The 22053-nt window shown below is 73.0% G+C and carries 19 protein-coding genes; 13 read left to right on the forward strand and 6 right to left on the reverse strand.

The window, feature by feature from the left end; translation table 11 throughout:
• Window positions 1-10: 10 nt before the first annotated feature.
• From ACIGJO_RS20775 to ACIGJO_RS20785, 3 genes are all read right to left on the reverse strand, one after another.
• Entirely contained in the window at window positions 11-937 is a 927-nt protein-coding gene (locus tag ACIGJO_RS20775) for a carbohydrate ABC transporter permease (protein WP_399960049.1), read from the reverse strand.
• Window positions 937-1896, reverse strand: coding sequence for a carbohydrate ABC transporter permease (locus ACIGJO_RS20780; protein ID WP_399960271.1), 960 nt, complete (start codon window positions 1894-1896; stop codon window positions 937-939). Before ACIGJO_RS20780 ends, ACIGJO_RS20775 begins: the two co-directional genes overlap by 1 nt.
• Before the next feature lie 96 nt (window positions 1897-1992).
• Complete coding sequence (locus tag ACIGJO_RS20785) at window positions 1993-3375, reverse strand: ABC transporter substrate-binding protein (protein ID WP_399960051.1); 1383 nt, start codon at window positions 3373-3375, stop codon at window positions 1993-1995.
• A gap of 228 nt (window positions 3376-3603) precedes the next feature.
• On the opposite strand from ACIGJO_RS20785, the gene ACIGJO_RS20790 reads away from it, so the two are divergent.
• Window positions 3604-5418 carry a hypothetical protein gene (locus ACIGJO_RS20790; protein ID WP_399960053.1) on the forward strand — a complete coding sequence of 605 codons (1815 nt, stop codon included), beginning with the start codon at window positions 3604-3606 and terminating at the stop codon, window positions 5416-5418.
• A gap of 129 nt (window positions 5419-5547) precedes the next feature.
• Here the strand turns inward: ACIGJO_RS20790 and ACIGJO_RS20795 are convergent, their stop codons facing one another.
• Complete coding sequence (locus tag ACIGJO_RS20795) at window positions 5548-6606, reverse strand: phosphotransferase (RefSeq protein WP_399960055.1); 1059 nt, start codon at window positions 6604-6606, stop codon at window positions 5548-5550.
• A gap of 325 nt (window positions 6607-6931) precedes the next feature.
• On the opposite strand from ACIGJO_RS20795, the gene ACIGJO_RS20800 reads away from it, so the two are divergent.
• The 12 genes from ACIGJO_RS20800 to ACIGJO_RS20855 all read left to right on the forward strand — a co-directional run bounded on the left by ACIGJO_RS20800 (window position 6932) and on the right by ACIGJO_RS20855 (window position 20414).
• On the forward strand, window positions 6932-7984 hold the full coding sequence (locus ACIGJO_RS20800; protein ID WP_399960057.1) for a tetratricopeptide repeat protein: 1053 nt from the start codon (window positions 6932-6934) through the stop codon (window positions 7982-7984).
• Window positions 7981-9030, forward strand: coding sequence for a polyprenyl synthetase family protein (locus tag ACIGJO_RS20805; RefSeq protein ID WP_399960059.1), 1050 nt, complete (start codon window positions 7981-7983; stop codon window positions 9028-9030). The genes ACIGJO_RS20800 and ACIGJO_RS20805 overlap by 4 nt, the downstream gene beginning before the upstream one ends.
• A gap of 175 nt (window positions 9031-9205) precedes the next feature.
• Window positions 9206-9895 carry an SUKH-4 family immunity protein gene (locus ACIGJO_RS20810; RefSeq protein ID WP_399960061.1) on the forward strand — a complete coding sequence of 230 codons (690 nt, stop codon included), beginning with the start codon at window positions 9206-9208 and terminating at the stop codon, window positions 9893-9895.
• A 435-nt stretch (window positions 9896-10330) separates the two neighbouring features.
• A complete protein-coding gene (locus ACIGJO_RS20815) occupies window positions 10331-11506 on the forward strand; it encodes a glycosyltransferase family 4 protein (RefSeq protein WP_399960063.1) in 1176 nt (391 codons plus the stop codon).
• The gene (locus ACIGJO_RS20820; RefSeq protein ID WP_399960065.1) at window positions 11503-12993 is read left to right on the forward strand and encodes an exopolysaccharide biosynthesis polyprenyl glycosylphosphotransferase; all 1491 of its coding nucleotides are present in this window, start codon (window positions 11503-11505) and stop codon (window positions 12991-12993) included. The genes ACIGJO_RS20815 and ACIGJO_RS20820 overlap by 4 nt, the downstream gene beginning before the upstream one ends.
• Before the next feature lie 2 nt (window positions 12994-12995).
• Window positions 12996-14354 (forward strand): O-antigen ligase family protein, encoded by a 1359-nt coding sequence (locus ACIGJO_RS20825; RefSeq protein ID WP_399960068.1) that lies wholly within the window; start codon window positions 12996-12998, stop codon window positions 14352-14354.
• Window positions 14351-16132: a lipid II flippase MurJ gene (locus tag ACIGJO_RS20830; RefSeq protein WP_399960070.1), complete on the forward strand. Its 1782-nt coding sequence runs from the start codon at window positions 14351-14353 to the stop codon at window positions 16130-16132. Before ACIGJO_RS20825 ends, ACIGJO_RS20830 begins: the two co-directional genes overlap by 4 nt.
• Window positions 16122-16970 carry a polysaccharide deacetylase family protein gene (locus ACIGJO_RS20835; RefSeq protein WP_399960072.1) on the forward strand — a complete coding sequence of 283 codons (849 nt, stop codon included), beginning with the start codon at window positions 16122-16124 and terminating at the stop codon, window positions 16968-16970. The genes ACIGJO_RS20830 and ACIGJO_RS20835 overlap by 11 nt, the downstream gene beginning before the upstream one ends.
• Window positions 16967-18103, forward strand: a complete 1137-nt coding sequence (locus tag ACIGJO_RS20840; RefSeq protein ID WP_399960074.1) for a glycosyltransferase — start codon at window positions 16967-16969, stop codon at window positions 18101-18103. Before ACIGJO_RS20835 ends, ACIGJO_RS20840 begins: the two co-directional genes overlap by 4 nt.
• Window positions 18100-18777 (forward strand): lipopolysaccharide biosynthesis protein, encoded by a 678-nt coding sequence (locus ACIGJO_RS20845; RefSeq protein ID WP_399960076.1) that lies wholly within the window; start codon window positions 18100-18102, stop codon window positions 18775-18777. The genes ACIGJO_RS20840 and ACIGJO_RS20845 overlap by 4 nt, the downstream gene beginning before the upstream one ends.
• A complete protein-coding gene (locus ACIGJO_RS20850) occupies window positions 18774-19922 on the forward strand; it encodes a GNAT family N-acetyltransferase (protein ID WP_399960078.1) in 1149 nt (382 codons plus the stop codon). The genes ACIGJO_RS20845 and ACIGJO_RS20850 overlap by 4 nt, the downstream gene beginning before the upstream one ends.
• 201 nt (window positions 19923-20123) lie before the next feature.
• Window positions 20124-20414 (forward strand): chaplin, encoded by a 291-nt coding sequence (locus ACIGJO_RS20855; protein ID WP_399960080.1) that lies wholly within the window; start codon window positions 20124-20126, stop codon window positions 20412-20414.
• A gap of 129 nt (window positions 20415-20543) precedes the next feature.
• Here ACIGJO_RS20855 and ACIGJO_RS20860 read toward each other — a convergent pair whose 3' ends face one another.
• Window positions 20544-21404 (reverse strand): tyrosinase family protein, encoded by an 861-nt coding sequence (locus ACIGJO_RS20860; protein ID WP_399960273.1) that lies wholly within the window; start codon window positions 21402-21404, stop codon window positions 20544-20546.
• A 19-nt stretch (window positions 21405-21423) separates the two neighbouring features.
• Window positions 21424-21972, reverse strand: coding sequence for a tyrosinase family oxidase copper chaperone (locus ACIGJO_RS20865; RefSeq protein WP_399960082.1), 549 nt, complete (start codon window positions 21970-21972; stop codon window positions 21424-21426).
• Window positions 21973-22053 lie beyond the last annotated feature (81 nt).

A 22053-nucleotide genomic window follows, 5' to 3' on the forward strand; every position in this document is an offset into this window, starting at 1 on the left:
CGGGTGGTTCTCATCCCTTGAGGCCGGTGAAGCCTCCCCCGCCCCGTACGATCTGCCGCTGGAAGATCAGGAACAGGACGACGGGGGGCAGGATGGCGAGCAGCATCCCGGCGATGAGCAGTGACTGTTCCGCCGTTTCCGCGAGGCGCGGAAGTGCGGCGGAGATGGGCTGCTTCTCGGTGTCCGGGATGACGATGAGGGGCCAGAGGAAGTCCTTCCAGGAGCTCATGACCGTCAGCAGGGTCACCACCGCGAGAATCGGCCGCGACATGGGCAGCACGATCCGGCGGAAGATGATCAACGGGCCCGCGCCGTCGACGCGTGCGGCCTCGAACAGTTCGCGCGGGATGCCGTCGAAGAACTTCATCACGATCAGCACCGTGAAGGCGCTGGCCGCGTGCGGCAGCCATACGCCCCAGGGGCTGTTGGCGAGCGAGATGCCGAGGCCGGGCAGGTCGAGCACGGTGAGATAGAGCGCGACCAGCGAGATCGAGCCGGGGATGAAGAGGGTGGCGAGCACCATCCAGCGCACCGGCGTGGCCCACTTGGGCCGCAGGACGGACAGGACGTAGCCGCCGGTGGTGGCGATGAAGAGGTGGGCGACGACCGAACCGGTCACCAGGACCACCGTGTTCCAGAGGTACTGGCCGACCTGGAGTTCGGTCCAGGCGCGGGAGAGGTTGTCCCACTGGGCGTTGCCGGGCCAGAGCGCCAGCGGGTCGCGCAGCAGCTCCTGGGTCGGCGAGACCGCGCCCTTGAAGGTCCAGTACAGCGGGGCGGCACCGAAGGCGATCAGCAGGAGCAGGGAGAGCGTCTGGACGGACAGCAGCGAGGTGCGTACGGAGGTCCGCCGGCGGTCGGCCGAGGAGATCAGCCCGCGGGAGCTCTCCTCGGCGCGCTTGCTGCCCCGGGGGCGGGTGGGTGTCGTGACGGCCATCAGTTGCTCCAGCTCCTCGTCGCCCGCAGATAGACCGCCGAGAGCGCGCCGAGCACGAGGGCCAGGAGCACGCTGAGGGCGGTCGCCGCCCCGTAGTCGCCGTTCTGGAAGGCGTAGTTGTAGATCAGCATCAGGACGGTGAGGGTGGAGTCCTCGGGCCCGCCGTCCGTCATCACGAAGGGTTCGGTGAACACCTGGAGCGTGCCGATGACCTGGAGCAGCAGCATGATCAGGATGACGCCGCGCAGTGACGGCAGGGTGATGTGCCAGACCCTGCGCCAGATGCCCGCCCCGTCGATCTCGGCGGCCTCGTACAGCTCGCTCGGCACCGAACCGAGCGCCGCCAGGTAGATGATCACCGTGGAGCCGAAACCGGCCCAGGTGGCCTCCAGGACGATCGACAGCATGGCGGTGTCGGTGGACTGGAGCCATGGGTAGGGGCCGAGCCCGACATGGGCGAGCAGCTGGTTGAACAGGCCGGCGTCCGGGTCGTAGAACCACTTCCAGAGCAGCACCGAGACCACCGGGGGAATCGCCACCGGAAGGTAGGCCAGAATCCGGAACAGGGTTCCGCCGCGGCGCAGTTCCGCGATGAGGACGGCGAGGAACAGCGGTACGGGGAAGCCGATCGCCAGGGCCAGCACGGCGAACAGCGCGGTGTTCCCGACCGCCGTCCACAGCAGCGGGTCGTCCAGCACCGTACGGAAGTTGTCCAGGCCCACCCACTGGGCGGGCCCGACCAGATTGGTCTGCTGGAAGCTGAGCCGCACGCTCTGGACGATCGGCCACCAGGAGAAGTAGGCGAAACACAGCACCATCGGCAGGCCGAACAGGATGGTGGTGATGCCCCCCTGCCTGATCCAGCGGACGAAGCGTTCCGCCGGGCCGCCACGACGCGGGGAGGCGTACTGCGGCGGCCCGTCCGGCCGGGGCGCGGTGGACTTCACGGAACGGTTCATCGGTGTGCGGTCTTTCGGTGTGCGGTCCCCGGCGGGCGCCGGTGGCGCGTCCGACCTGCTCATTGACGGCTCCTCAAGCGTTTTGTGCGGCGGTGCTCAGCGCTGGGCCCGCTCCACCTGGGACTTGACCTGTCCGGCGGCCTTCTTCAGCTGCTCGGCCGGGTCGGCGTCCTCACGGGTCAGTACGGCCTGTACGGCGCTGTCGAGGGCCTTGTAGACGTTCTGTGCCTCGATGGGAGGCTCCACGACCAGCTCGAAGTCCTTGAGGGCCTGGGTGTACCCGGCGAAGTGCGCGACCGGCGTGTTGGCCTGCTGGTTGACCGCGGCGTCGACGGGGTCGGAGATGGCGGGCTTGTAGAACGGCACGACCGGGACGCCGACGACGCCGCCGTCCTTCTTCCTCGCCGCCGCGTCCTCACCCGCGATCTTCGGGTCGTACTTGGTCGTCAGGTAGTAGAAGTCGATGAACTTCAGTGCGGCGGACCTCTCCTGAGGGCTCGCCTTCGGACTGATCACCGCGACATTGCCGCCCGCCAGGGTGCGCCGCGCGGGACCGTCCACGGGCATGGCGGACAGCCCGACCGTCTGCGGGTCGCCCTTGTACTGCTGCACATAGTGGTTGACCGCGGTCGGACCGGTGACAGCCATCCCGATCTTGCCCGCGGAGAAGTCCTTCTCGATGTCCGTGATGCTGCGCAGGTGGTTCTTGCCCATCGACCCGTCCGACCAGCGCATCCGCTGCAGCAGGTCCAGGGACTTCTCGGCACCGCTGCCGGGGGCGTCGAAGGAGTTGGCCCACGTGGCGCCGGTCTTCTTCTGCATGTCGTCGCCGTAGGAATACGTCATGGCGGTCAGCATCCAGCCGCCGGCGTTCTCCTTGGTCGCCTGGGCGTAGCCGACCGCATCGGTCCTGTCCGTGATGGCCTTGGCGGCCGTGCGGACCTCGGACCAGGTCCTGGGCGGGTTCTCGGGATCGAGTCCGGCCTTCTCGAAGAGGTCCCGGTTGTAGAGGAGGCCCATGGCGTACTCCTCGGTGGGCACGCCGTAGATCTTGCCGTCCTGCCCCTTGGCCGCGGCGAGCACGGCGTCGTTGAACTGGTCGCCGTTCTTCAGCTGCCCGAACTCCGCGGTGACGTCCGAGATCTGCTTGCGCTTGATCAGCCCCGACATCTCCGTGAGCGGTACTCTGACCACGGTCTCCAGGCTTCCGCCGCCCACCTTGGTCTGGAAGCTCTGCTGGTCGTACTGGTACTCGTTCGTCTTGACCCGGATCTTGGGGTTGGCCTTCTCGAACGCGGCGACCCGTGTCTCGAAGGTCTTCAGCGCGGCGGCGTTGGTGGCCGGGGGGCGGCCCGAGACAGTGATGGTCACCATGCCGTCGGCAGCGGCTCCGCTGCCCGCATCGGAGCACGACGCAAGCACGCAGACGAGCGCACCGGCGGTGATGCCCGTCAGGGCGGTGCGCAGGGAGGGTCTCATCGGGAACTCCTTCAGGGGCAGAGCGGGAACCAGCCGGAAAGCGTTTTCCAGCCGGGGTCACCTTGCCTCGCGACATATCGCCGCGTCAATGGGTACGGTGCGGACTTCCTGCCCCGGTTCCCCCTTGGGCCCCTTGCCGGGGCGTTGACATCGGCTTAGCCTCTGGAAAACGTTTCCCAAGCGTTTCCGAGATCGCCGGAGAGGCGATCGCGAGCTGGAGGACATCCCGTGCACCCTGCTTGGTCGGCCGCCGAGTACGACCGTTCCCTGCTGCGTGCGGCCCTTGCCGAGGGCGACCGCTGCTGGGACGCCGAGGCGAACCTGCTGCAGGTCGAGGCCCCGTACAACCCCATCCACACCAACATCAAGGGCGGTCCCGCACACCCCACGCGCAACTCCCTGCACTACGCTCTGCTGCTCCTGGAGCGGGACGGCGACGGCGACGCCGAACGCGCCCACTCCGTGATCCTGGAGGTCGCCGGGCTCCAGGACCGGTCGACGGCGAGCGACACCTACGGCATCTGGGGCTACTACGCCGAGGAACCGGCCGACCGGATGGAACCGGCGGACTGGAACTGGGCGGATTTCCTCGGCATCCATCTGCTCCTGATCCACGCCCGGCACGGCGAGCGGCTGCCCGCCCCCGTGCTGCGCGAACTGCACGAGTCGCTGCGGCACGCGGCCGCCTCCATCATCCGCAGGAACATCCATCTGACGTACACGAACGTCGCCGCGATGGGCACGTTCGTCACGCTCGCCGCCGGCAAGGTCCTCGGCGACGAAGCGGTGTTCGCGTACGGCAAGGAACGCATGGTGCGCCTCGCGGAGGCGATCGACGCCACCGGCAGCTTCACCGAGTTCAACAGCCCGTCCTACTGGGGCGTCGTCATCCAGACCCTGACGCTGATCAGGGAGCACGTGCGGGACGAGGAGGTGCTGGCCGTCAACGAGCGGCTGCACGACCGGCTGTGGGAACACTTCCTGGCCCGCTGGCACCCCCCGACCCGTCAGCTGTCGGGCCCGATGGCCCGCTGCTACAGCAATGACCTGGGCGCGCCGCCCCACCTGGTGAAGGCCACCCGGGGCCTGGTGGGCGGCCCGGCCGGCGAAGCGGCCCCGACCGGCCTGCTGGAGGGGGTACACGCCTGCGTGGACTACCGGATGCCCGACTGGGCCCGCCCCCGGCTGCTGGAGCTGGAGAGCGAGCACGAGCACCGGGAGCTGTTCCTGGAGACCCCGTCCCCCGAGACGGGCACCACCTGGCTGGACCGGGTCACCACGCTCGGCAGCGTGAACCACCAGGACACCTGGCTGCAGCGGCGCCCGCTGTTCGGCCACTGGGTGCGGCCGGACGGCGGGGCGGGGCATGTGCACGTCCATCTCGTGAAGGACGACGGGGCGGAGGACTTCGACTTCGCCTCGGGCGTGATCGGCACCGTGCAGAGCGGTCCGCACGTGGCCTGGATGACGGGTTTCGCCTGCCCCGCGGGCGACCGCCACCACCACCTCGACATGATCCGGCCGGGCGACCGGTTCCGGGCCCGTTCGCTGCGTCTGGTGGTGGACGTGATCGGCGCGCCGCCCGTACCCCGGGCCTCCGCGTTCACCGACGGCGTCGTGGTGGACCTCGGGACGGCGAAGCTCGACTTCCGGCTGGCCGGGGGCGGTTTCGGCGGCCGTACGCCGACGGCGCGGCTCGTCCCGCGCGAGGACGGCGTACGGATCGAGGTCGTGTTCTTCGAGAGCGCGGCCCCGGTCGAGCTCGACTGGGAGGCGGCGGGCGAGGCCTACGCGGCGGGAACGCTCTCCCTCACTCCCGTCACCGGCGTCACGGACGACGGCCAGCCCGGGTCCACGCCCGAGGTGGCGGCGGCGGGCGACTGCGCCGAGCTCCGCTGGACGACCCCGCGGGGGAACCGTCTGACGCTGCGCGGGGGCCGCTCGGTCGTGCCCCGCGAGGAGCACGCGGCGCTGCACTCCGCGACGCTGGACGGCGCGGCACCGCCGTCGCCCCGTCTGTCGCGGAACCTTCTCGCCCCGTAGCACCCGTGGGTGGGGGTGAGGGGCGCGCCCCTCACCCCCACCCATCCGCACGGCGGTTGAGCTCTTCCGTGAGTGCCGCGCCGGCGCGAGGTCCGGCAGGCAGTGCCCGGCCGGACCCCGCGCTCGCGGTCAGGGCCAGGGCCGTGCGTCCTGCGCGGGCAGCGGGCGCAGGCCCGGCCACCGGCGCGCCGCCCGCGCGAGGAGGCCGGCGCACAACCGGCCCAGGCCGTGCAGGTGTTCATGGTCCGCGGTGAGCGCGGCGACCGCCCCCAGCCGGTGCAGCAGCCGCTCCCGGGCGGAGACGTACCCCCACATGAAGTCCCGCGCGGGTACCCGGGCGAGGTGATCGGCCGATTCCCGGTGGGCCCGCTCGACCAGTGCGTCACCGCGGATCAGCCAGCCCGCGCAGACGTCCGCGAGGTCGCCCGGTACGTCCGTGCCGGTCAGCGTCCGCCAGGTGGAGCGGTAGACGTCCTCCGCCTCCGCGAGCGGCGCGGGCGCGACCGACATGGCGCACCAGCAGGTCGGGAACCCGATCCGCAGGTAGGCCAGTTCGACGAGTCCGTTCCCGAGGGAGGCCTGCTCGAAGTCGATGAAGCGGACTCCCGTGGGGGTGCGCAGGTCGTTACCGGGGCAGGGGTCGCCGTGCAGCAGCGCGTGGTGGGGGGCGGGGTCCAGCCGGTCGAGCAGCGAGGCGAGTTCGTCCGGCACTCCGGGCGGTACGGGGACTTCGAGGGCGCGGGCGAACGCGAGGAAGGATTCGGCGTCCCGGGCCGTGGGACCGGACCACGCGGGCAGGGCGCCCGCGTCCCGCGGGCCCGTGAGCGCGTGCAGCCGGGCGAGCGAACCGGCGTACTCCGGGAGCCAGTCGGCTGCCGGGCCGAGCCCGTCCAGGTACTCCAGGACCATCACCCGGTTCGGCGGGTCCGTGGCGAGCAGTGCGGGAGCGACGCCCGGCCGGGGCGCCCGTGCGGCGAGCCGCAGCGCGGTGGTCTCGCGGGCGAAGCGGGCGTCGGCGCTCCGCACGGCGTCGCCGCCGTCGGCGATCTGCTTGATGATCACCCGCCCGCCGTCGCGGAGCCCGACCCGCCACACCCTCGTCCGGGGGCTGCTCTCCAGCACGGTGGACTCCGCGGGCGTGCCCAGCACCGCGCGGACCGCCTCGCTCATCGGCACCTGGTTCGGCATGCGGTCAGCGTAAGGCCGGCGCCCCCCGCCCCCGGCGGACGCACGCCCTCGCGTGCGGCGGGACATGGCGCCGTACGGCGACGCTCCGTGGCGGAGGGTTTCCCCGATGTCCCGAATCCGTATCCCGGCAAGACATTTGAGGGCGCCGAGCAACCCATGACGCGCGACTTCCGTCTTGATCCACGACAGGACGGGCCGCCGCACAGGACACGTGGCGCCCACTCCCCACCAGTTCCGGGCTCCGAGCGGGATACTGCTATGCACTCCATGTATACATCACATGTATAGTGGTGCCGCGGCCGGGCCGGACGCACGAAAGGCACCCATGCAGAGCAAAGCACTGGCGCCCGAGTACCAAGGTGCTCTCACCAAGATGTCGGTGAACTCCTCCTTGACCGACGTACTCGCCGAGGGCATCCGTCACCTGGCGGCCGCCGAGGCCTCCGGCTCGCCGGCGGAGGTGGCGCGTGCCGGTCTCGCCGTGGCCGAGGCGCACCGCCGGCTCGGCCACGTGGCGGAGGCGGACCTGGCCTGGAAGGCCAGTTACCGCGCCGCGCGTTCGGCCGAGGACCTCGGGGCCATGGCCTGGGCGCTGTGGAGCGGCGGGACGCTGGCCCGGCAACGGGGCGCCCTGCGGCTCGCGTTCCGGCTGCTCGGGCTCGCCGCCGACATGGGCAAGCGCGGCGGGGACGTCGTCGCCCGCGGCTACTCCCTCGCCGGTCTCGCCGAGACGGGGCGCATCCAGGGCGACTACGGGACCGTCGCGGCCCTGCACGAGCAGCTGCTCGCCGAGGCCCGCGTACGCGGCGAGGCCCGGCACACCGTGTGGGCGCTGGAGGGCATCGCGCAGATCCACCGCAACACGGGCTCGCTCGACACGGCGCTGGAGATGTTCGAGGAGGCGGCCCAGCTGGCGCGGAACGCGGACGACTGGCGCGGCCGTGCCTGGGCACTGCGCGGGATAGCCGACATAGTCTCCGTGCGCGACGGGAACACGGAGCGCGCCCTCACCCTGCTCTCGGAGGCCGAGAGCACCTGCCGTGAGATGAAGCTGTCCAGCGCGCTCGCCTACAACCACAAGATGCGCGCCAATGTGCTCTTCCGCGCCGGCCGCTACGAGGAGTCCCGCGAGATCTACGAGCAGGCGCTCGCGGAGTTCAGCGAGATGAGCGAGCCGCGGGGCGAGGCGCTGGCCCGGCTGGGTCTGGTGAAGTCCCGCGCCCGGCTCGGCCGCGACCGGCACGAGACCGCCGCCGAACTGGACGGGCTGCGCCGGACACTCGACCGGATCGGCCTGCTCAACGCCCGCGACATGGTCGACAAGGCGTACGCCGAACTCGGCGTGGCGCCGAGCGGCGACGGGAGCGGCCGGCGATGAGCGCCCCCGTCACCCAGCCGGACACCGCCCCCCTGGTGCTGGCCCGTTGCCGCGACCTCGTACGTCCGGCGCTCTCCCGGGCCGTACAGCGTCTGCACCCCTGGCACGCCGGGATGGCCGCCTTCTCGCTGGGCTGGAGCGACGTGGACGGCAGCCCGCTGACCGGCTCCCAGGGCAAGGGACTGCGCCAGGCACTGGCGGTGCTCGGCGCCGAGGCCGCCGGCGCGCCGGGCGAGGAGGCGGTCACCGGCGCGGTCGCGGTCGAGCTGATCCATACGTTCTCCCTGCTGCACGACGACATCATGGACGGCGACGAGACGCGCCGGCAGCGCCCCACCGTGTGGAAGGCGTACGGCACCGGCCCGGCCGTACTCGCGGGGGACGCGCTCTTCGCCCTGGCTGTGCAGACGCTGGCGGACGCACCCGGGGGGTGCGGTGCCCCGGCGGTGCGGCGGCTGGCCTCGGCGCTGAGCGACCTGGTGCGCGGTCAGGCGGAGGACCTGCTCTTCGAGTCGCGGCCCTGGACGGGTACGGGTGCGGTGCGCCCGCACGAGTACCGGTCGATGACCGAGAACAAGACCGGCGCCCTGCTCGGCTGCGCGGCCGCGCTGGGTGCCGAACTGGCCGGGGCGCCGGCCGGCACCGCCGACGTGCTGGACCGGGCGGGCCGGCACCTCGGGGTGGCGTTCCAGGCGGTGGACGACCTGCTCGGCATCTGGGGCGACCCGGCGACGACGGGCAAGCCGGTGCACAGCGATCTGCGCCGCCGCAAGAAGACCCTCCCCGTCCTCGCGGCGCTGGCCTCGGGCCACCCCGCCGCCCGTCGGCTGGACACGCTCCTGGGCGCCGACGGACCGCTCGGCGAAGAAGCCGCCCGTCGGGCGGCCGGACTGATCGAGGATGCCGGGGGGCGTGCCGCCGCCCTCGCCGAGGCGCACGAGAACCTGGCGGCCGCCCGCGACTGCCTGGAGCGTGTTCCGCTCGCGCCGACGGCCCACGAGGAGATCCTCGCGCTCCTGCCCTTCCTCATCCAGCGCACCAGGTGACGGCGCCGCACCTTCCGGATGCCGCCCCGGTGCGCACCGCACGGCCCTTTGAGCACGGCCCGTTGAGCACCGCCGGGCCGGATACCCGGGCCGCGACGCCGCCTGAGATGATGGCGGGCGTCGCGGCCCGGGGCGTCCCGTCCCGGACGGGGCCGCTGCGGAGGGGACACAGCGCATGATCTTCGAGGCCGACGACGAGGAGCCGCGCCCCGGCGTGCCGGAATCCCGCTGGGTGCGGGCCTCGCCCGAGGTCCTCGCCGGTGTGGTGCGCCGGCCGCAGGACCTCCGGGCCCTCTGTGTGACGGGGCTTCCCCAGCGCCCGTTCGCGATGGCCCCGGCGCTCGCGGCGGACGACTGCGCCGTGGGCGGGTCCCGCTTGGTGGACCTCGGTGACACGGTCGAGATCGCGGAGCGCGAGTTCGGTGACCTGCTGCTCTTCGGGGCCGTACAGGGCTGGTACCTCTTTCTCCACCTCGGCGACGGCACGGTGTACGTCTACCCCGACGAGATCGCGCTCTTCCCCGGGGACTTCCGCCCCGTGCACACGGACCTGTCGTCGCTCCGCCGCATGCTGGAGCTGCTGCTCCGTCAGCAGCTGCGCGCCGAGGGCGAGTCCTGCGAGGGCTGGGACACGCCGTACGCCGAGCTCGCCCGCTTCGCCGATCGGCTCCGCGCCGAATTCGCCGCCGCCGACCCGGGCGCACTCTCCCCCGAAGGGCCCTGGCCCGCGTTCTTCCGCGATATCGAGGACGGCCTGTATTCCACGTACTATGCGCGCCCTCCCCGCGCTGCGGAGGACAGGGCAAACCTACCGGCCGAACGAATGATGCGCCTTACGGATATTGAGGCGAACGGCCGCGGGTAACCCTCGCGAGAAGAGTGAAACACGGACCGTGAAACAAGCTCCGCGTCCGGGTGAAAATATTGCCGTGACCACCCGGCATCGCCCGGCGGAGTGCCGGGGATCTGACCTCCAAAAGGCTCAATGCACTCCGAACAGCGCTGGCCACAGGCTGCCATTCGGGTGTTCCGCGCGAGGACGCATGAGCGAGTCACGCACGCCTTTCGGCCTCCGGTCTGCCAAAGTGCACTTCGTCTTTACCCACTGGATTGATTCCGAAATTGACGTCACGGGACGTCACGTCCAAGAAGTCGCGGAACGGCCTCCCGGATGCGGCCTCTCCTCCTCGGCCATCCGTCCGCCCACCCTCTTCGACGGTCGGACCACCGTCGCCAGAAACTCCTGACACCGGGGATTTTCGAGCCCGCACTCCGGTGGCACGTAAGAAGAGAGCCAGCCGTGCTGCAAAAGCGTTGCACTGAAGAAAGACAATTGACGGTCCTTCATTTGGTACAGCCGGTGGACGGCGGCGTGGCCCGGGTCGTCACCGACCTCGTCCGGGCGCAGGCCCGCGCCGGTCTGCGGCCGGTGGTGGCCTGTCCACCCGTGGGACCGCTGGCCGCCGAAGCGGCGGCGGCGGGGGCGCTGGTCCACAGCTGGCCCGCGGTCCGCACACCCGGCCACCGGCTGGCCGGAGAGGTCACCGCCGCGGGCCGGCTGGTCCGGGAATGCCGCCCGCACGTGGTCCACGCGCACAGCGCCAAGGCGGGTCTCGCCGGCCGTCTCGCCGTACGCGGCCGGGTGCCCACCGTCTTCCAGCCGCATGCCTGGTCGTTCGAGGCCGTGGGCGGCCGCACCGCGGATCTCGCGCTGAAGTGGGAACGTTTCGGGGCGCGTTGGGCCGACCACATCCTGTGTGTCAGCGAGTCCGAGCTCCGCACCGGCCGGGAGGCGGGCATAACCGCCCGCTGTTCGGTGATCCACAACGGGATCGACCTGGGCCGCTTCCGCCCGGGTGACCCCGCGGACCGCCGGTCGGCCCGCGCCGCCCTCCCGCTGCTGACCGGCGTCGCGGCCGGAGCCCCGCTGGTCGTCTGCATCGGCCGCCTGAGCCGGCAGAAGGGCCAGGACGTGCTGTTGCGGGCCTGGCGGCGGATGCGGGTCGAGGGTGCCCGGCTGGTCCTGGTGGGCGACGGACCCGACCGGGACAGCCTGCGGGCCACGGCCCCCGCCGGAGTGCTGTTCACCGGGGCCAGCGACGATGTGCGGCCGTGGATCCACGCGGCCGACGTCCTCGTCCTGCCCTCCCGCTGGGAGGGGATGGCGCTGGCTCCCCTCGAAGCCATGGCCTGCGGCCGGCCCGTCGTGATGTCCGACGTCAACGGCGCCCGGGAGAGCCTCCCGCCCGGGGGCGAGGCGCACTGCATCGTGCCGCCGGAGGACCCGGCGGCGCTCGCCGCGGCGCTCACCGGCCTGCTCACCGATCCGGCGCTGAGGGACGCGCTGTCCCGCAGCGTCCAGCGCCACACGCGGGCGGTCTTCGACGTCCGGCGGACCGCGCGGGCGGTCGCCGGGCTCTACCAGGAACTCGTCGGCCTGTCCGGCCCCACGATGAGGAAGGGCACCGAGCGATGACGACGGAGAGTGCGCCGGTCCCCGGCGCGGCCCGGGCAACAGCCGTACAGGCGCACACGGTTCATCCGCCGCGCAGGAGCAGAGGCCGCACCCAGGTGGCGCGCCGCCCGCACGGCGCGGGCCGGTACAGCCCCGTGGTACGGCTTCTGCTCGCCGACGGAGCCGCGGTGGGCGCCGCGACGGCACTGCTCTCCCCGGTGCCGTGGCCCTCGCCGTCGCTCGCCGTCCAGGCGGCGGTCCAGCTGACGCTGCACGCCTACCGGGGGCTGTACCGGCAGGGGCTGTCCCCCTCGGCACTGTCCGAACTGCCCGCGCTCCTCGGCCTCGCCCTGCTCCAGTGGTACGTGACCGCCGAGGCGCTCGCGGCGTGGGACCCGCGTCACGCGATCGGCTGGTCGACGCTGGCCGCCGCGGCGGTGACACAGACCCTGCTGTGCGGGGCCGCGCGGGCCGGAGCCCACCGCGCACGTCTGCGGTCCGGTGCGAGGAACCCCCGGTCCACCGTCGTCGTGGGCCACGGCAGGACCGCCCAGCAGGTCACGGCGGCCCTGTTCGCCCACCCCGAGTACGGGCTGCGGCCGGTCGGCCGGTTCGTCCCCGCCGCCGCCCCGGACGAGGGGTTCACCGCGCCCGCGTCCGGCGCCGTCCCGCTGCCCGCCCTGATGACGGTGGAGGAGGTGAGCCGTGCGGTCGTCCAGAACGGTCTGCGGCACGCCGTCTTCACCGCCCCGCCCGAGTCGACCCCCGAGGGCGCGGCTCTCTTCGGTCTGTTCGCCGGACACGGCTGCCGGGTCTGGCTGATCGACAGCCCCGCGACCGGGGCCGTCACCCCGCGTCCGGCCCGGACCGGACCGGACCATCTGTGGGGCTTCGCCGCCCACCCGCTGCACAGCGCGGACCGGCGGCCGGTGACCTACGCGGTCAAGCGGGCCATGGACGCCGTGCTGGCCGCGCTGGTCCTGGTCGCGGTGGCACCCCTGCTGGCGGTCTGCGCCCTGGCGGTGCGGCTCTCCGACGGACCGGGCGTCATCTTCCGGCAGGAGCGCGTGGGCCGGCACGGCAGGCCGTTCGTCCTGCTCAAGTTCCGTACGCTGCGGCCGGCCGACGCCCACGAGTCGGCCACCCGGTGGAACGTCGCCGCCGATCAGCGCATGAGCGCGGCCGGGCGGCTGCTGCGCCGCACGTCGCTCGACGAACTGCCGCAGCTGTGGAACGTCCTGCGCGGCGACATGAGCCTGGTCGGCCCCCGCCCCGAACGCCCCTTCTTCGTCGCGCAGTTCAGCCGGACCCATCCCGGCTACCAGGCCCGTCACCGGATGCCCGTCGGCATCACCGGGCTCGCCCAGGTGAACGGTCTGCGCGGCGACACCTCGATCGAGGAGCGGGCTCGCTTCGACAACCGCTACATCGAGACCTGGTCGCTCTGGCAGGACGCGTGCGTGCTCGCCCGCACCGCCGGCTCCCTCTTCCGGCTCGGAGGCAGCTGATCATGGCCGTCGCGTACCCCTCGGCGCCCCCCGCGCCCACCGTCCCCCGCGCTGCCGCGGGCCGGTGGAGACACCAGTGGCCCCTGCTCCCGCTGGTCGCCACCGTGCTGCTGCCGGGCGTCCCGATGCCGGCCGCGGGACCGGCCGCCTGGCCGGACATCCCCCCGGCAGACATCGCGTCGGGCATCGCGGTACTCCTGTGCGTGGGACGACTGCTGTACCTCGGGCGGCGCCCCCTCACCGCGGCGGCGGCCCTGGTGCTGGGAATCCCCGCCCTCGGTTTCGCCGTGGCGACGGTCACCGCGGCGGACCCGTCGGCCGCGCTGCCCGGACTCGTGCGCTACCTCCAGGTCTTCGTCCTGGTGCCCGCCGCGGTGTTCCTCCTGATCAGGGACGCCCAGGGCTTCCGGGTCCTCACCGGCGCGCTCGTGCTGCTCGCCCTCGTCCAGGGCGTCACGGGAGTCCACCAGTACGTCACCGGCACCGGTGCCTCGTACCGGGGTGAGGAGATCCGGGCGGTGGGCACGTTCGGCCCCGGCGACATCATGGGAATGGCCACCGTCGTCGCCTACGGCCTGCTCGTGGCCTCCGCCCACGCGCTGCGCGCGCCCCGGGGCGCACCCTCCTGGCTCCGGCCGTGCGCCGGCTTCACCGCTGTCGCGCTGACCGTTCCGCTCGCGCTGTCCTTCAGCCGGGGCGTATGGATCGCGACAGCGGCGGCGGTCGTCGCGATCCTCGTGCTGACCGGCCGGCGGCAGGCCACCCGCTCCCTCGCCGTCCTGTGCGCGGCCGGGGTGGTACTCGTCGGAGGCCTCGGCATCGGCTCCGGGATGATCTCGCAGCGGCTCGACAGCGTCACCCGCGTGGCCTCGGACCCCGACCGGTCGGTCAGCGACCGGTACGCCCTGTGGGGAGCCGCGGCGGGGATGTGGCACGAGCAGCCCGCGACGGGGGTCGGCCTCAAGGGCTTCCCCGTACACCTCGACGGGCACGCCACGATCGGCCTGTCCGCGGGCAGCGACACCGAGGGCGCCGGCCAGGCCTACCGGAAGCAGGCACTGCTGTCGCCGCACAACATGTACCTGCTGGTGCTCGCCGAGCAGGGGCTGATCGGGCTCACCGCGGTGCTGGCCGGCTGGGGCGCGATCCTGGCCGGTGCCGTGCGCAGGCTGTTCCTCGCCCGGTCCCGGGGTCACGCGGCGGTGGACTGCGGGCTGGCCGCCGTCGGCCTGATGATCTGGCAGAGCGTCAACTTCCTGTACGCGGACATCGGCGGCCCGACGACCGTGCTCAGCGGAGTCGTTCTCGGGCTCGCCGCCTGGTGGGCACTGGCCGAACCGGAACAGGTGAGTGCCGCGTGAGCGATACCGGCACGGGAACGCAGGCCGGGCCGCGTCCCCTCGCGGAGAGCGCCCCCGGCACTCCCCCGCCACCCGAACGGCCGGCCGCACCCGGGCAGTCCGCCCTCCGGCGGGCCGATGTCTCCACCGGCCCGGCCGCCGCCACCGCTCCTGTCCGGACCGCGGGGAGTGCTCCCGGCACCGACGACGGGCCCCCCGGGCTGGGTTCCTTCCTGGCCAGGGCCGCCGCCGCCACCGCCGCGCTGACGGTTCTCGGCGCCCTGCTCGGGCTGGTCCGGGACCAGGCCATCGCCCGGTACTTCGGCGCGAGCGAGGCGAGCGACGCGTTCCTCATCGCCTGGACCGTGCCCGAGATGGCGGCGACCGTACTGATCGAGGACGGCATGGCCCTGCTCCTCGTCCCGGCCTTCAGCCTGGCCCTGGCCCTGCGCACGGCCGCACCCCGGGACGGCGTCCTTGCGGAGGACCCGGTACGGACACTGGTTGCCGGGACCCTTCCCCGGCTGTTCGCCCTGCTGGCCGGCGGCGCCGCGCTGCTGATCGCGGGCGCTCCCTGGGCCGTGGGCGTTCTGGCGCCCGGTCTGGACGACCCCCGGCTCGCGGTGGACTGCACCCGGATCACCTCCGTCACCGTGCTCACCTTCGGCATCACCGGCTACTTCAGCGCCGCGCTCCGCGCCCACCGCAGCTTCCTGCCGCCCGCCGGGGTCTACGCCGCGTACAACATCGGCATCATCGGCATGACCCTGGCGCTCCACTCGGCCTGGGGCGTCCGCGCCGTCGCGGCCGGGGTCGCCGTCGGCAGCCTGCTGATGATCCTGACGCAGCTGCCCGCCCTCCTCCGGCTGCTGCCGCGCCCGTGCCGCCGGAACCGTCCGTCCCGTGCCCGGCGTCCCCGCGTCACGAGGAGCGCCGTCCCGCCGCTGGGTGCCGCGGTCCTCGCCCCGGTCGTCCTGTTCGTGGTGAGCCGTCAGTCGCAGGTGCTCGTCGAGCGGGTCCTCGCCTCCACCCTGCCCGCCGGTGCCATCTCGCATCTGAACTACGCGCAGAAGGTCGCGCAGATGCCGATGGTGCTGTCCCTCATGATCTGCACGGTGACCTTTCCCGTGGTCGCGCGGGCCATGGCCGACGGGGACCGGGCCAGGGCCCGCCGCCGGGTCGAACGGGATCTCGCCCTGGCCGCGACGGTCGTGCTGCTCGGCACGGCGGTCGTCCTCGGGTACGCGCCCCTGATCATCGAAGTGCTCTTCCAGCGCGGCGCGTTCGGCCCCCGGGACACCGCGGCCACGGCCGAGGTCATGCGGGTCTACGCCGCGGGGCTGCTCGGCCACTGTCTCGTCGGCGCGCTGAGCAGGCCGTTCTTCTCCGCCGGCCGGCCCACCTGGTTCCCGGCCTTCGCCATGGTCACGGGGCTCCTGGTCACCACGGGCGCCGGGTACGCCCTGACGTTCCGTTTCGGCGTCAACGGCATCGCCGCGGCCAACGCCCTCGGCATCAGCACCGCGGCGCTGCTCCTGCTGACGGGGCTCGGTACCCGTGTGATCGCGATCCGGGTCCGGACGGTCGCCGCCTCCCTGGGCCGGCTGACATGCGCGGCCGCCGTGGCGGGGGCGGCGGGCTGGGCCGCCGCCCCCGCGGTGACCGGCCCCGTGCGGAGCCTGGCCACGGGCTGTGTTCTGGTCCCCGTCGTGTTCCTGCTGGCCGGGCTCGTCCTCCGGGCCCCCGAAGTGGTTCATCCGCTGGCTCTCATCCGACAGAGGTTCTTCCATGGCCGCTGACCCTCCGGCACCTCGCGCCGGCTCCCCTTTCTCCCGGCTCCGTCCGGCCGCCCGCGTCCAGCCGTGGATCCTCACCTACCACTCGGTGGGCGACCCGCGGCACGACCCGTACGGCATCACCGTCTCCCCCGGCCGGCTCGACCGGCAGCTGGCCTGGCTGCGCAGCAGGCGCCTGACCGGGGTCGGGGTCTCCGCCCTGCTGCGCGCGGACGCCGTCGCACGGCGGAGGCTGGTCGGGCTGACCTTCGACGACGGGTACGCGGACTTCGTCCAGGAGGCGCTGCCGGTGCTGCGCCGCTACGGGTGCACGGCGACGGTCTTCGTCCTGCCCGGCCGGCCGGGCGGCTCCAACGAATGGGATCCGCTGGGCCCGCGCAGGCCCCTGCTCACCGCGCGGGAGATCCGCCGCGTCGCCGACGCCGGTATGGAGATCGGCTCGCACGGCCTGTTCCACCGGCATCTGACGGCGCTGGCGGACGAGGAACTCCACGCGGAGACGCACCGCAGCCGGGAGCTGATCCACGAGATCACCGGCACGGCGCCGGAGGGCTTCTGCTATCCGTACGGCACGGTCGACCGGCGGGTGGCGGACGCGGTGCGCGACGCGGGCTACGGCTACGGCTGCGCGCTCGCCCCCGCCGCCCCGCTCGGCGCGCTCGCCCTGCCCCGTACGCACGTCAGCCACGCGGACCGGGGGCTCCGGCTCCGGGTGAAGGAGCTGCGGCATGCCTGGCGGTACAGCAGCGGGTACGGCCCGGAGAGCGGTCCGCGTCCCCGGACCGGCCCGCCCGCCGGCGACGGTGCCTCCCCGGCCGCTGCGACGGGCGGGCACCGGTGAGGGTCCTGCACATCATCACCGGGCTCGGGGTCGGGGGCGCCGAGCAGCAGCTGCGGCTGCTGCTGCGTCATCTGCCGGTCCACTGCGATGTCGTGACGCTCACCAATCCGGGTGCGGTCGCCGCGGGCCTGCGGGCGGACGGTGTGCGGGTGGCTCATCTGGGCATGGGCGGCAACCGCGACGTCACGGCCGTGGGCCGGCTGACCCGGTTCATCCGCGCGGGCGGGTACGACCTCGTCCATACGCATCTGTACCGCGCCTGCGTCTACGGGCGGATCGCCGCGCGTCTGGCCCGGACCCGCGCCGCGGTCGCCACCGAGCATTCGCTGGGACGGGCGGAGATCGAGGGCCGCCCGCTCACTCGCGGCACCCGCGCGCTCTACCTGGGGACCGAGCGGCTCGGGTCGGCGACGGTCGCCGTCTCCGCCACGGTCGCCGGACGGCTGCGGGACTGGGGCGTGCCCGCCGCGCGCATTCACCTCGTGCCCAACGGCATCGACGCGGACCGATTCCGCTTCGACGCCCGGGAACGGCGTACGACCCGGGCGCTGCTGGGCGTACCCGCCGACGCCTTCGTGGTCGGCGGGGTGGGCCGGCTGGTGCCGGGCAAACGCTTCGACGTGCTGGTCCGCGCGGTCGCCGCGCTGCCCGGCGCCCGGCTCCTGCTGGCCGGGGAGGGACCCGAGGCCGGGTCGCTGCGGGCGCTGGCCGGCCGGCTCGGCGCCCTGGACCGGATCCGCTTCCTCGGCGCGTGCGAGGCCGAGGGGTCCGGTCCCGCTCCCGGTGTCGCCGCGCTGCTGAGCGCCATGGACGTGTTCGTCTCGGCGTCCCGCGAGGAGTCCTTCGGTCTGGCGGCGGTCGAGGCGCTGGCGGCCGGGCTGCCCGTACTGCACGGGGCCTGCCCCGCGATCGATGACCTGCCCGCCCGCCTCGCCCCGGGAGCCACCCGCGTCACCGGCGGTGCCGGGGAACTGACGACGGCCCTGCGGCACCGGATACGGACCGCGTCCCACCGGCTGCCGCCGCCCCCGGCCGTCGCCCACTACGACATCAGGCGCAGCGGCGAACGCCTCATGGACATCTACACGCACGCCCTCGACACCGCCCCACCGACCTGGAGAGCACACTCATGACCGAGTCGCCCGAGAAGCAGCCGCCCGCCCCCGGCCCCGACCGCCGGCGGCGCGCCCTCCCGCGCCGGCCCCACTGGTGGCCCCTGCCCGTCTGCGTCGTGCTGGGCGCGGCATGCGGTCTCTCCTACGGCATGTTCAAGTCCCCCGAGTACGCCGCCACCAGTTATGCGCTGGCGGTGGCCGAGGAGGGCTCCGATCCGGCGGCGGCCATCGGCTACGCCCAGTCCTACGGCCGGCTCGCCACCAGTGACGCGACCCTCTCGTACGCCCATGGGGCCGCCGGGGAGCCCGCGGCGGTCCTCCGCTCCCGGGTGGCCTCGGAGACCTCGCCCGACTCGCCCATGATCGCGGTCACCGGAACATCGGCCGATCCGCGCCGGGCGGCCGACATCGCCAACGCCGTCATCGAGGCCCTCGTCGTCGGCAGTGATCACGTCGCGGCGGACACCGGGGTGAAGCTGATCAAGTTCACCCACGCCATGACACCGGACCGGGCGGTCTCCCCGTCCGTTCCGGTCGGCACGGCCGTGGGGGCGAGCGCGGGCGGACTGTCCGGCGGGCTCGTCCTCCTCGTACGGCCCCGCCGGAAGGGCTGGACCGTCTCCGCCCAGGTCCCCGGACCCGCGACCGCCGGTGAGCCCGTCACCCCGGGCGACCGCGAGCTCGTACGATGACCGCCCCCGAACCCGGTGGCCTCTGCGTCACGCTCTGCCGCGATCCCCGGGAGTTCGGCGTCCTCGCCGGCCAGTGGGACGCGCTGCACCGCCGCTGCGCCACGGCCACGCCCTTCCAGAGCCACGCCTGGCTGCACTCGTGGTGGCTCTCCTACGGTCAGGAGGGCCGGCTCCGGGTGGTCCTGGCACGCCGCGGCGGCCGGCTGGTCGGCGCGGCACCCCTGATGCTGGTGCACCGGCCGATGCCGCTGCTCGTGCCCATGGGCGGCGGCATCTCCGACTTCTTCGACGTCCTGGTCGACGAGGACGAGGCCGGCCGCGCTGTGTCGGCCCTGGCGCGCGGGCTCGACCGGGCCGCCCAGCACACGGTGATCGACCTGCGGGAGGTGCGGCCGGACGCGTCGGCGCAGCTTCTGTTCGGGATGTGGCCGGGGTCCAAGAGCCGGCTCACGGACTCGACGTGTCTGGAGCTGCCCGCCGTACCGGTCGACGCACTCGTCCGGCGCATGTCCAGCTCGCGCGCTCAGCGGGTGCGGGCCAAGCTCCGCAAGGCCGACGCGCTCGGGATCGTGTGCGAGCCGGTGCCCGAGCAGGGGGTGCCGGCCGCGGTCGGCCGTCTGCTGCGGCTGCACGAGCTCCAGTGGCGCGGACGGAACGTCAACCCGGAGCATCTCACGGCGCGCTTCCACTCCCATCTGGTGCGTGCCACCCGGCGGATGGTCCGGGACGGCGAGGCGTCCCTCACCCAGTTCCGGATGGGGGGCGAGGTGGTCGCGGTCAATATGGCACTGCACTCCGGCCGTCTGACGGGGGGCTACCTCTACGGGGCGCATCCCTCGCTCAGGGACCGGAAGGTGGACATGGCGTCCCTGCTGCTGCGCGATACGGCGGGGCAGGCCGCCGGTACCGGGCGCGATGTGCTGAGCCTGCTGCGCGGATCGGAGCAGTACAAGAGCCACTGGCAGCCGGTCGCCGTGGTCAATCAGCGGCTGCTGCTGGCCCGTTCCGCTCTGGATCCGCTGCTGCGGCTGCGCGCGTCGCAGGTGAGCGCGCGGGAACTGGCGGCACGGACCGTGCGGGCGCGCTTCCCCGCCGCCCGGGACTGGCACGCCCGGCTGACGGGCCTCGCCGCCGTCGGACGGTGACGCGGTCGCCGGGCCACCGGTGACGATGCCTGCGGCCGGCGTCCGGTGCAGGCACCCGGAGCGGGCCCGTCGGCAGGCATTCCGGGCAGGCCGGAGATATCACCTATGCGTTGATCCGTTACCGTCTGCCGACTTTCGCGTTGTCAGTGAATGCGGGGCCTCGCGCTCCGCGGTCAACCGCAATACCTACAAGGAGTACTGATGTCGCGTATGACCAAGGTTGCCGCCGTGATGGCGGGCACCGGTGCCCTGATCGCCGGCGGCGCCGGCCTGGCGTCCGCCGACGCCGGTGCGTCGGGCGTCGCCGCCCACTCCCCGGGCGTCATCTCGGGCAACGTCGTCCAGGTCCCCGTTCACGTGCCGATCAACCTCTGCGGCAACACGATCAACGTGGTCGGGCTGCTCAACCCGGCCTTCGGCAACACCTGCGTGAACGCGTCCGGGGAGCACCAGGAAAACGAGGACGACGGGGCATACGGCTACGGCCACTGATCTCCCCGCCGGAACGGCCGGTCTCCCTTCCGCCGGCGGAAGGGAGACCGGCCGTTCCCCGTGCCCCGTGCACCGCGCGCGGCCGGCGCCGGGGCGGTCCTCCCGGGCACCGGCTCCGGAGACCGGCCCTCACACGTAGTGGTAGAAGCGGGTGTGGTCCAGAAGCTGCGAGGGCGCGACATCCCACGGCGGCATCCGCTCGTCCAGGCCGAAGACCCGGCCGCGCTGCACCCCGGGGGACGCCGGCTTCCTGCCCGGCAGGTAGGCGGAGCCGGGATGCGCCTGCTGCCAGCGTGCCCAGAGCAGGTCGATGAAGGCGTGATGCAGCCAGAAGACCGGGTCGTCGGGCGAGGCGGCCCCGGCCATCGGACCACCGACCCACTGGTGCACCCGGTTGTGGTTCGCCACCGGGCGTGAGTTCCTGATGCCCCAGCCCTCGATCCGGTTCCGGAAGCCGGTCTCGCTGACGCTGTTCCACGGCTCCGCGTCATAGACCGGGTCGCTCATCGCCCGGTCCACGTCCTGCTTGCTGGGCAGCGTGATCGGGTTCTCGGGCCTGCCGAGGTTGCGGGAGAGGAAGCGGTCCTCGGTCGTGCCGCCGCTCGTGGGCCAGTTGCCCTGCGCGTACGCGAACGCGCCGGTCGTGACCTGCCGGTCACCGGCCCTGCCGCTGCCGCCGAGGAAGTCCTCCGCCCACAGGGAGGAACTCGGGGTGTTGTCCCGGGTCCAGTCCCAGTACGGCACCGACACCCCGGGATCGACCGACTGGAGGGCCCGTTCGAATTCCAGCAAGTACCTCCGGTGCCAGGGGAAGAAGGAAGGTGTCATGTGCGCGGGCCGGAGCCGGTTCTCGGTGTCGGACACATAGAACTCCTGGTGCATGACCACGAACTCGTCGTACCGCCCGGAACGTTTGAGCCGCAGGAGCGCGTCGACCAGCCGCCGCTTCTCCGTCCTGGTGAGATCGCGCTGGTTCTTCCGGTTGTACACCGTCACTCGTCCTCCTGGATCACATGCTGTGGGTGGAAGGCAGGGACAGCTGGGCGCGTCCCAGTTCATCGACCGCGGTGCGGGCCGTCTCGACCAGCGTCGGGAAGGACTCGTAGTGGTTGACGTGGCTCAGATAGGTCCCGTCTGCGCGAGTCATGATGTGCAGCGGTCTGCCGTCGATATGGACCTCGATGTCCTGCGGGCCTGCGACGGGATGACCCGCGTGCACCGGCGCCGCGGCGGCCTCCGCGGGCGCCCCGGCGGTCGTCGTCCCCCGGATCTCGCGGCCCCGGTACATCTCGGCGAACCGCTCCGCGCGCGGCCGGGCCTCCGGTTCCGGCCGTGCCGCTGTGACGGCGCCGGCCCGCGACACGGGCCCCGCCCCCGGTGCCGCCCCGGCGCCCGGCGCGGCACCGGCGCCAGGTGCCGGATCGCCGTCGATGACCGGCGCGAGCACGGCGGCCGTACCCGCGACCATGCCCACTGTGAACGCGGCACGCAGAACGATGCGACGGGTCGGGACGCGCTCCTGGGCCGGGGGGCCGCTCGGTTCCGTGGTCAAGGCCATGGATTGGCCACCTTCCTCTCGTTGGCTCTTCCGGGCGTCGCGGAAGTCGAAGCCGGCGGCGGGGAGCCGCCGGTGCGGTCG

Origin of the sequence: Streptomyces sp. NPDC079020 (assembly GCF_044542225.1) — a bacterium.
In the GTDB taxonomy this organism is placed as follows: Bacteria; Actinomycetota; Actinomycetes; order Streptomycetales; family Streptomycetaceae; genus Streptomyces.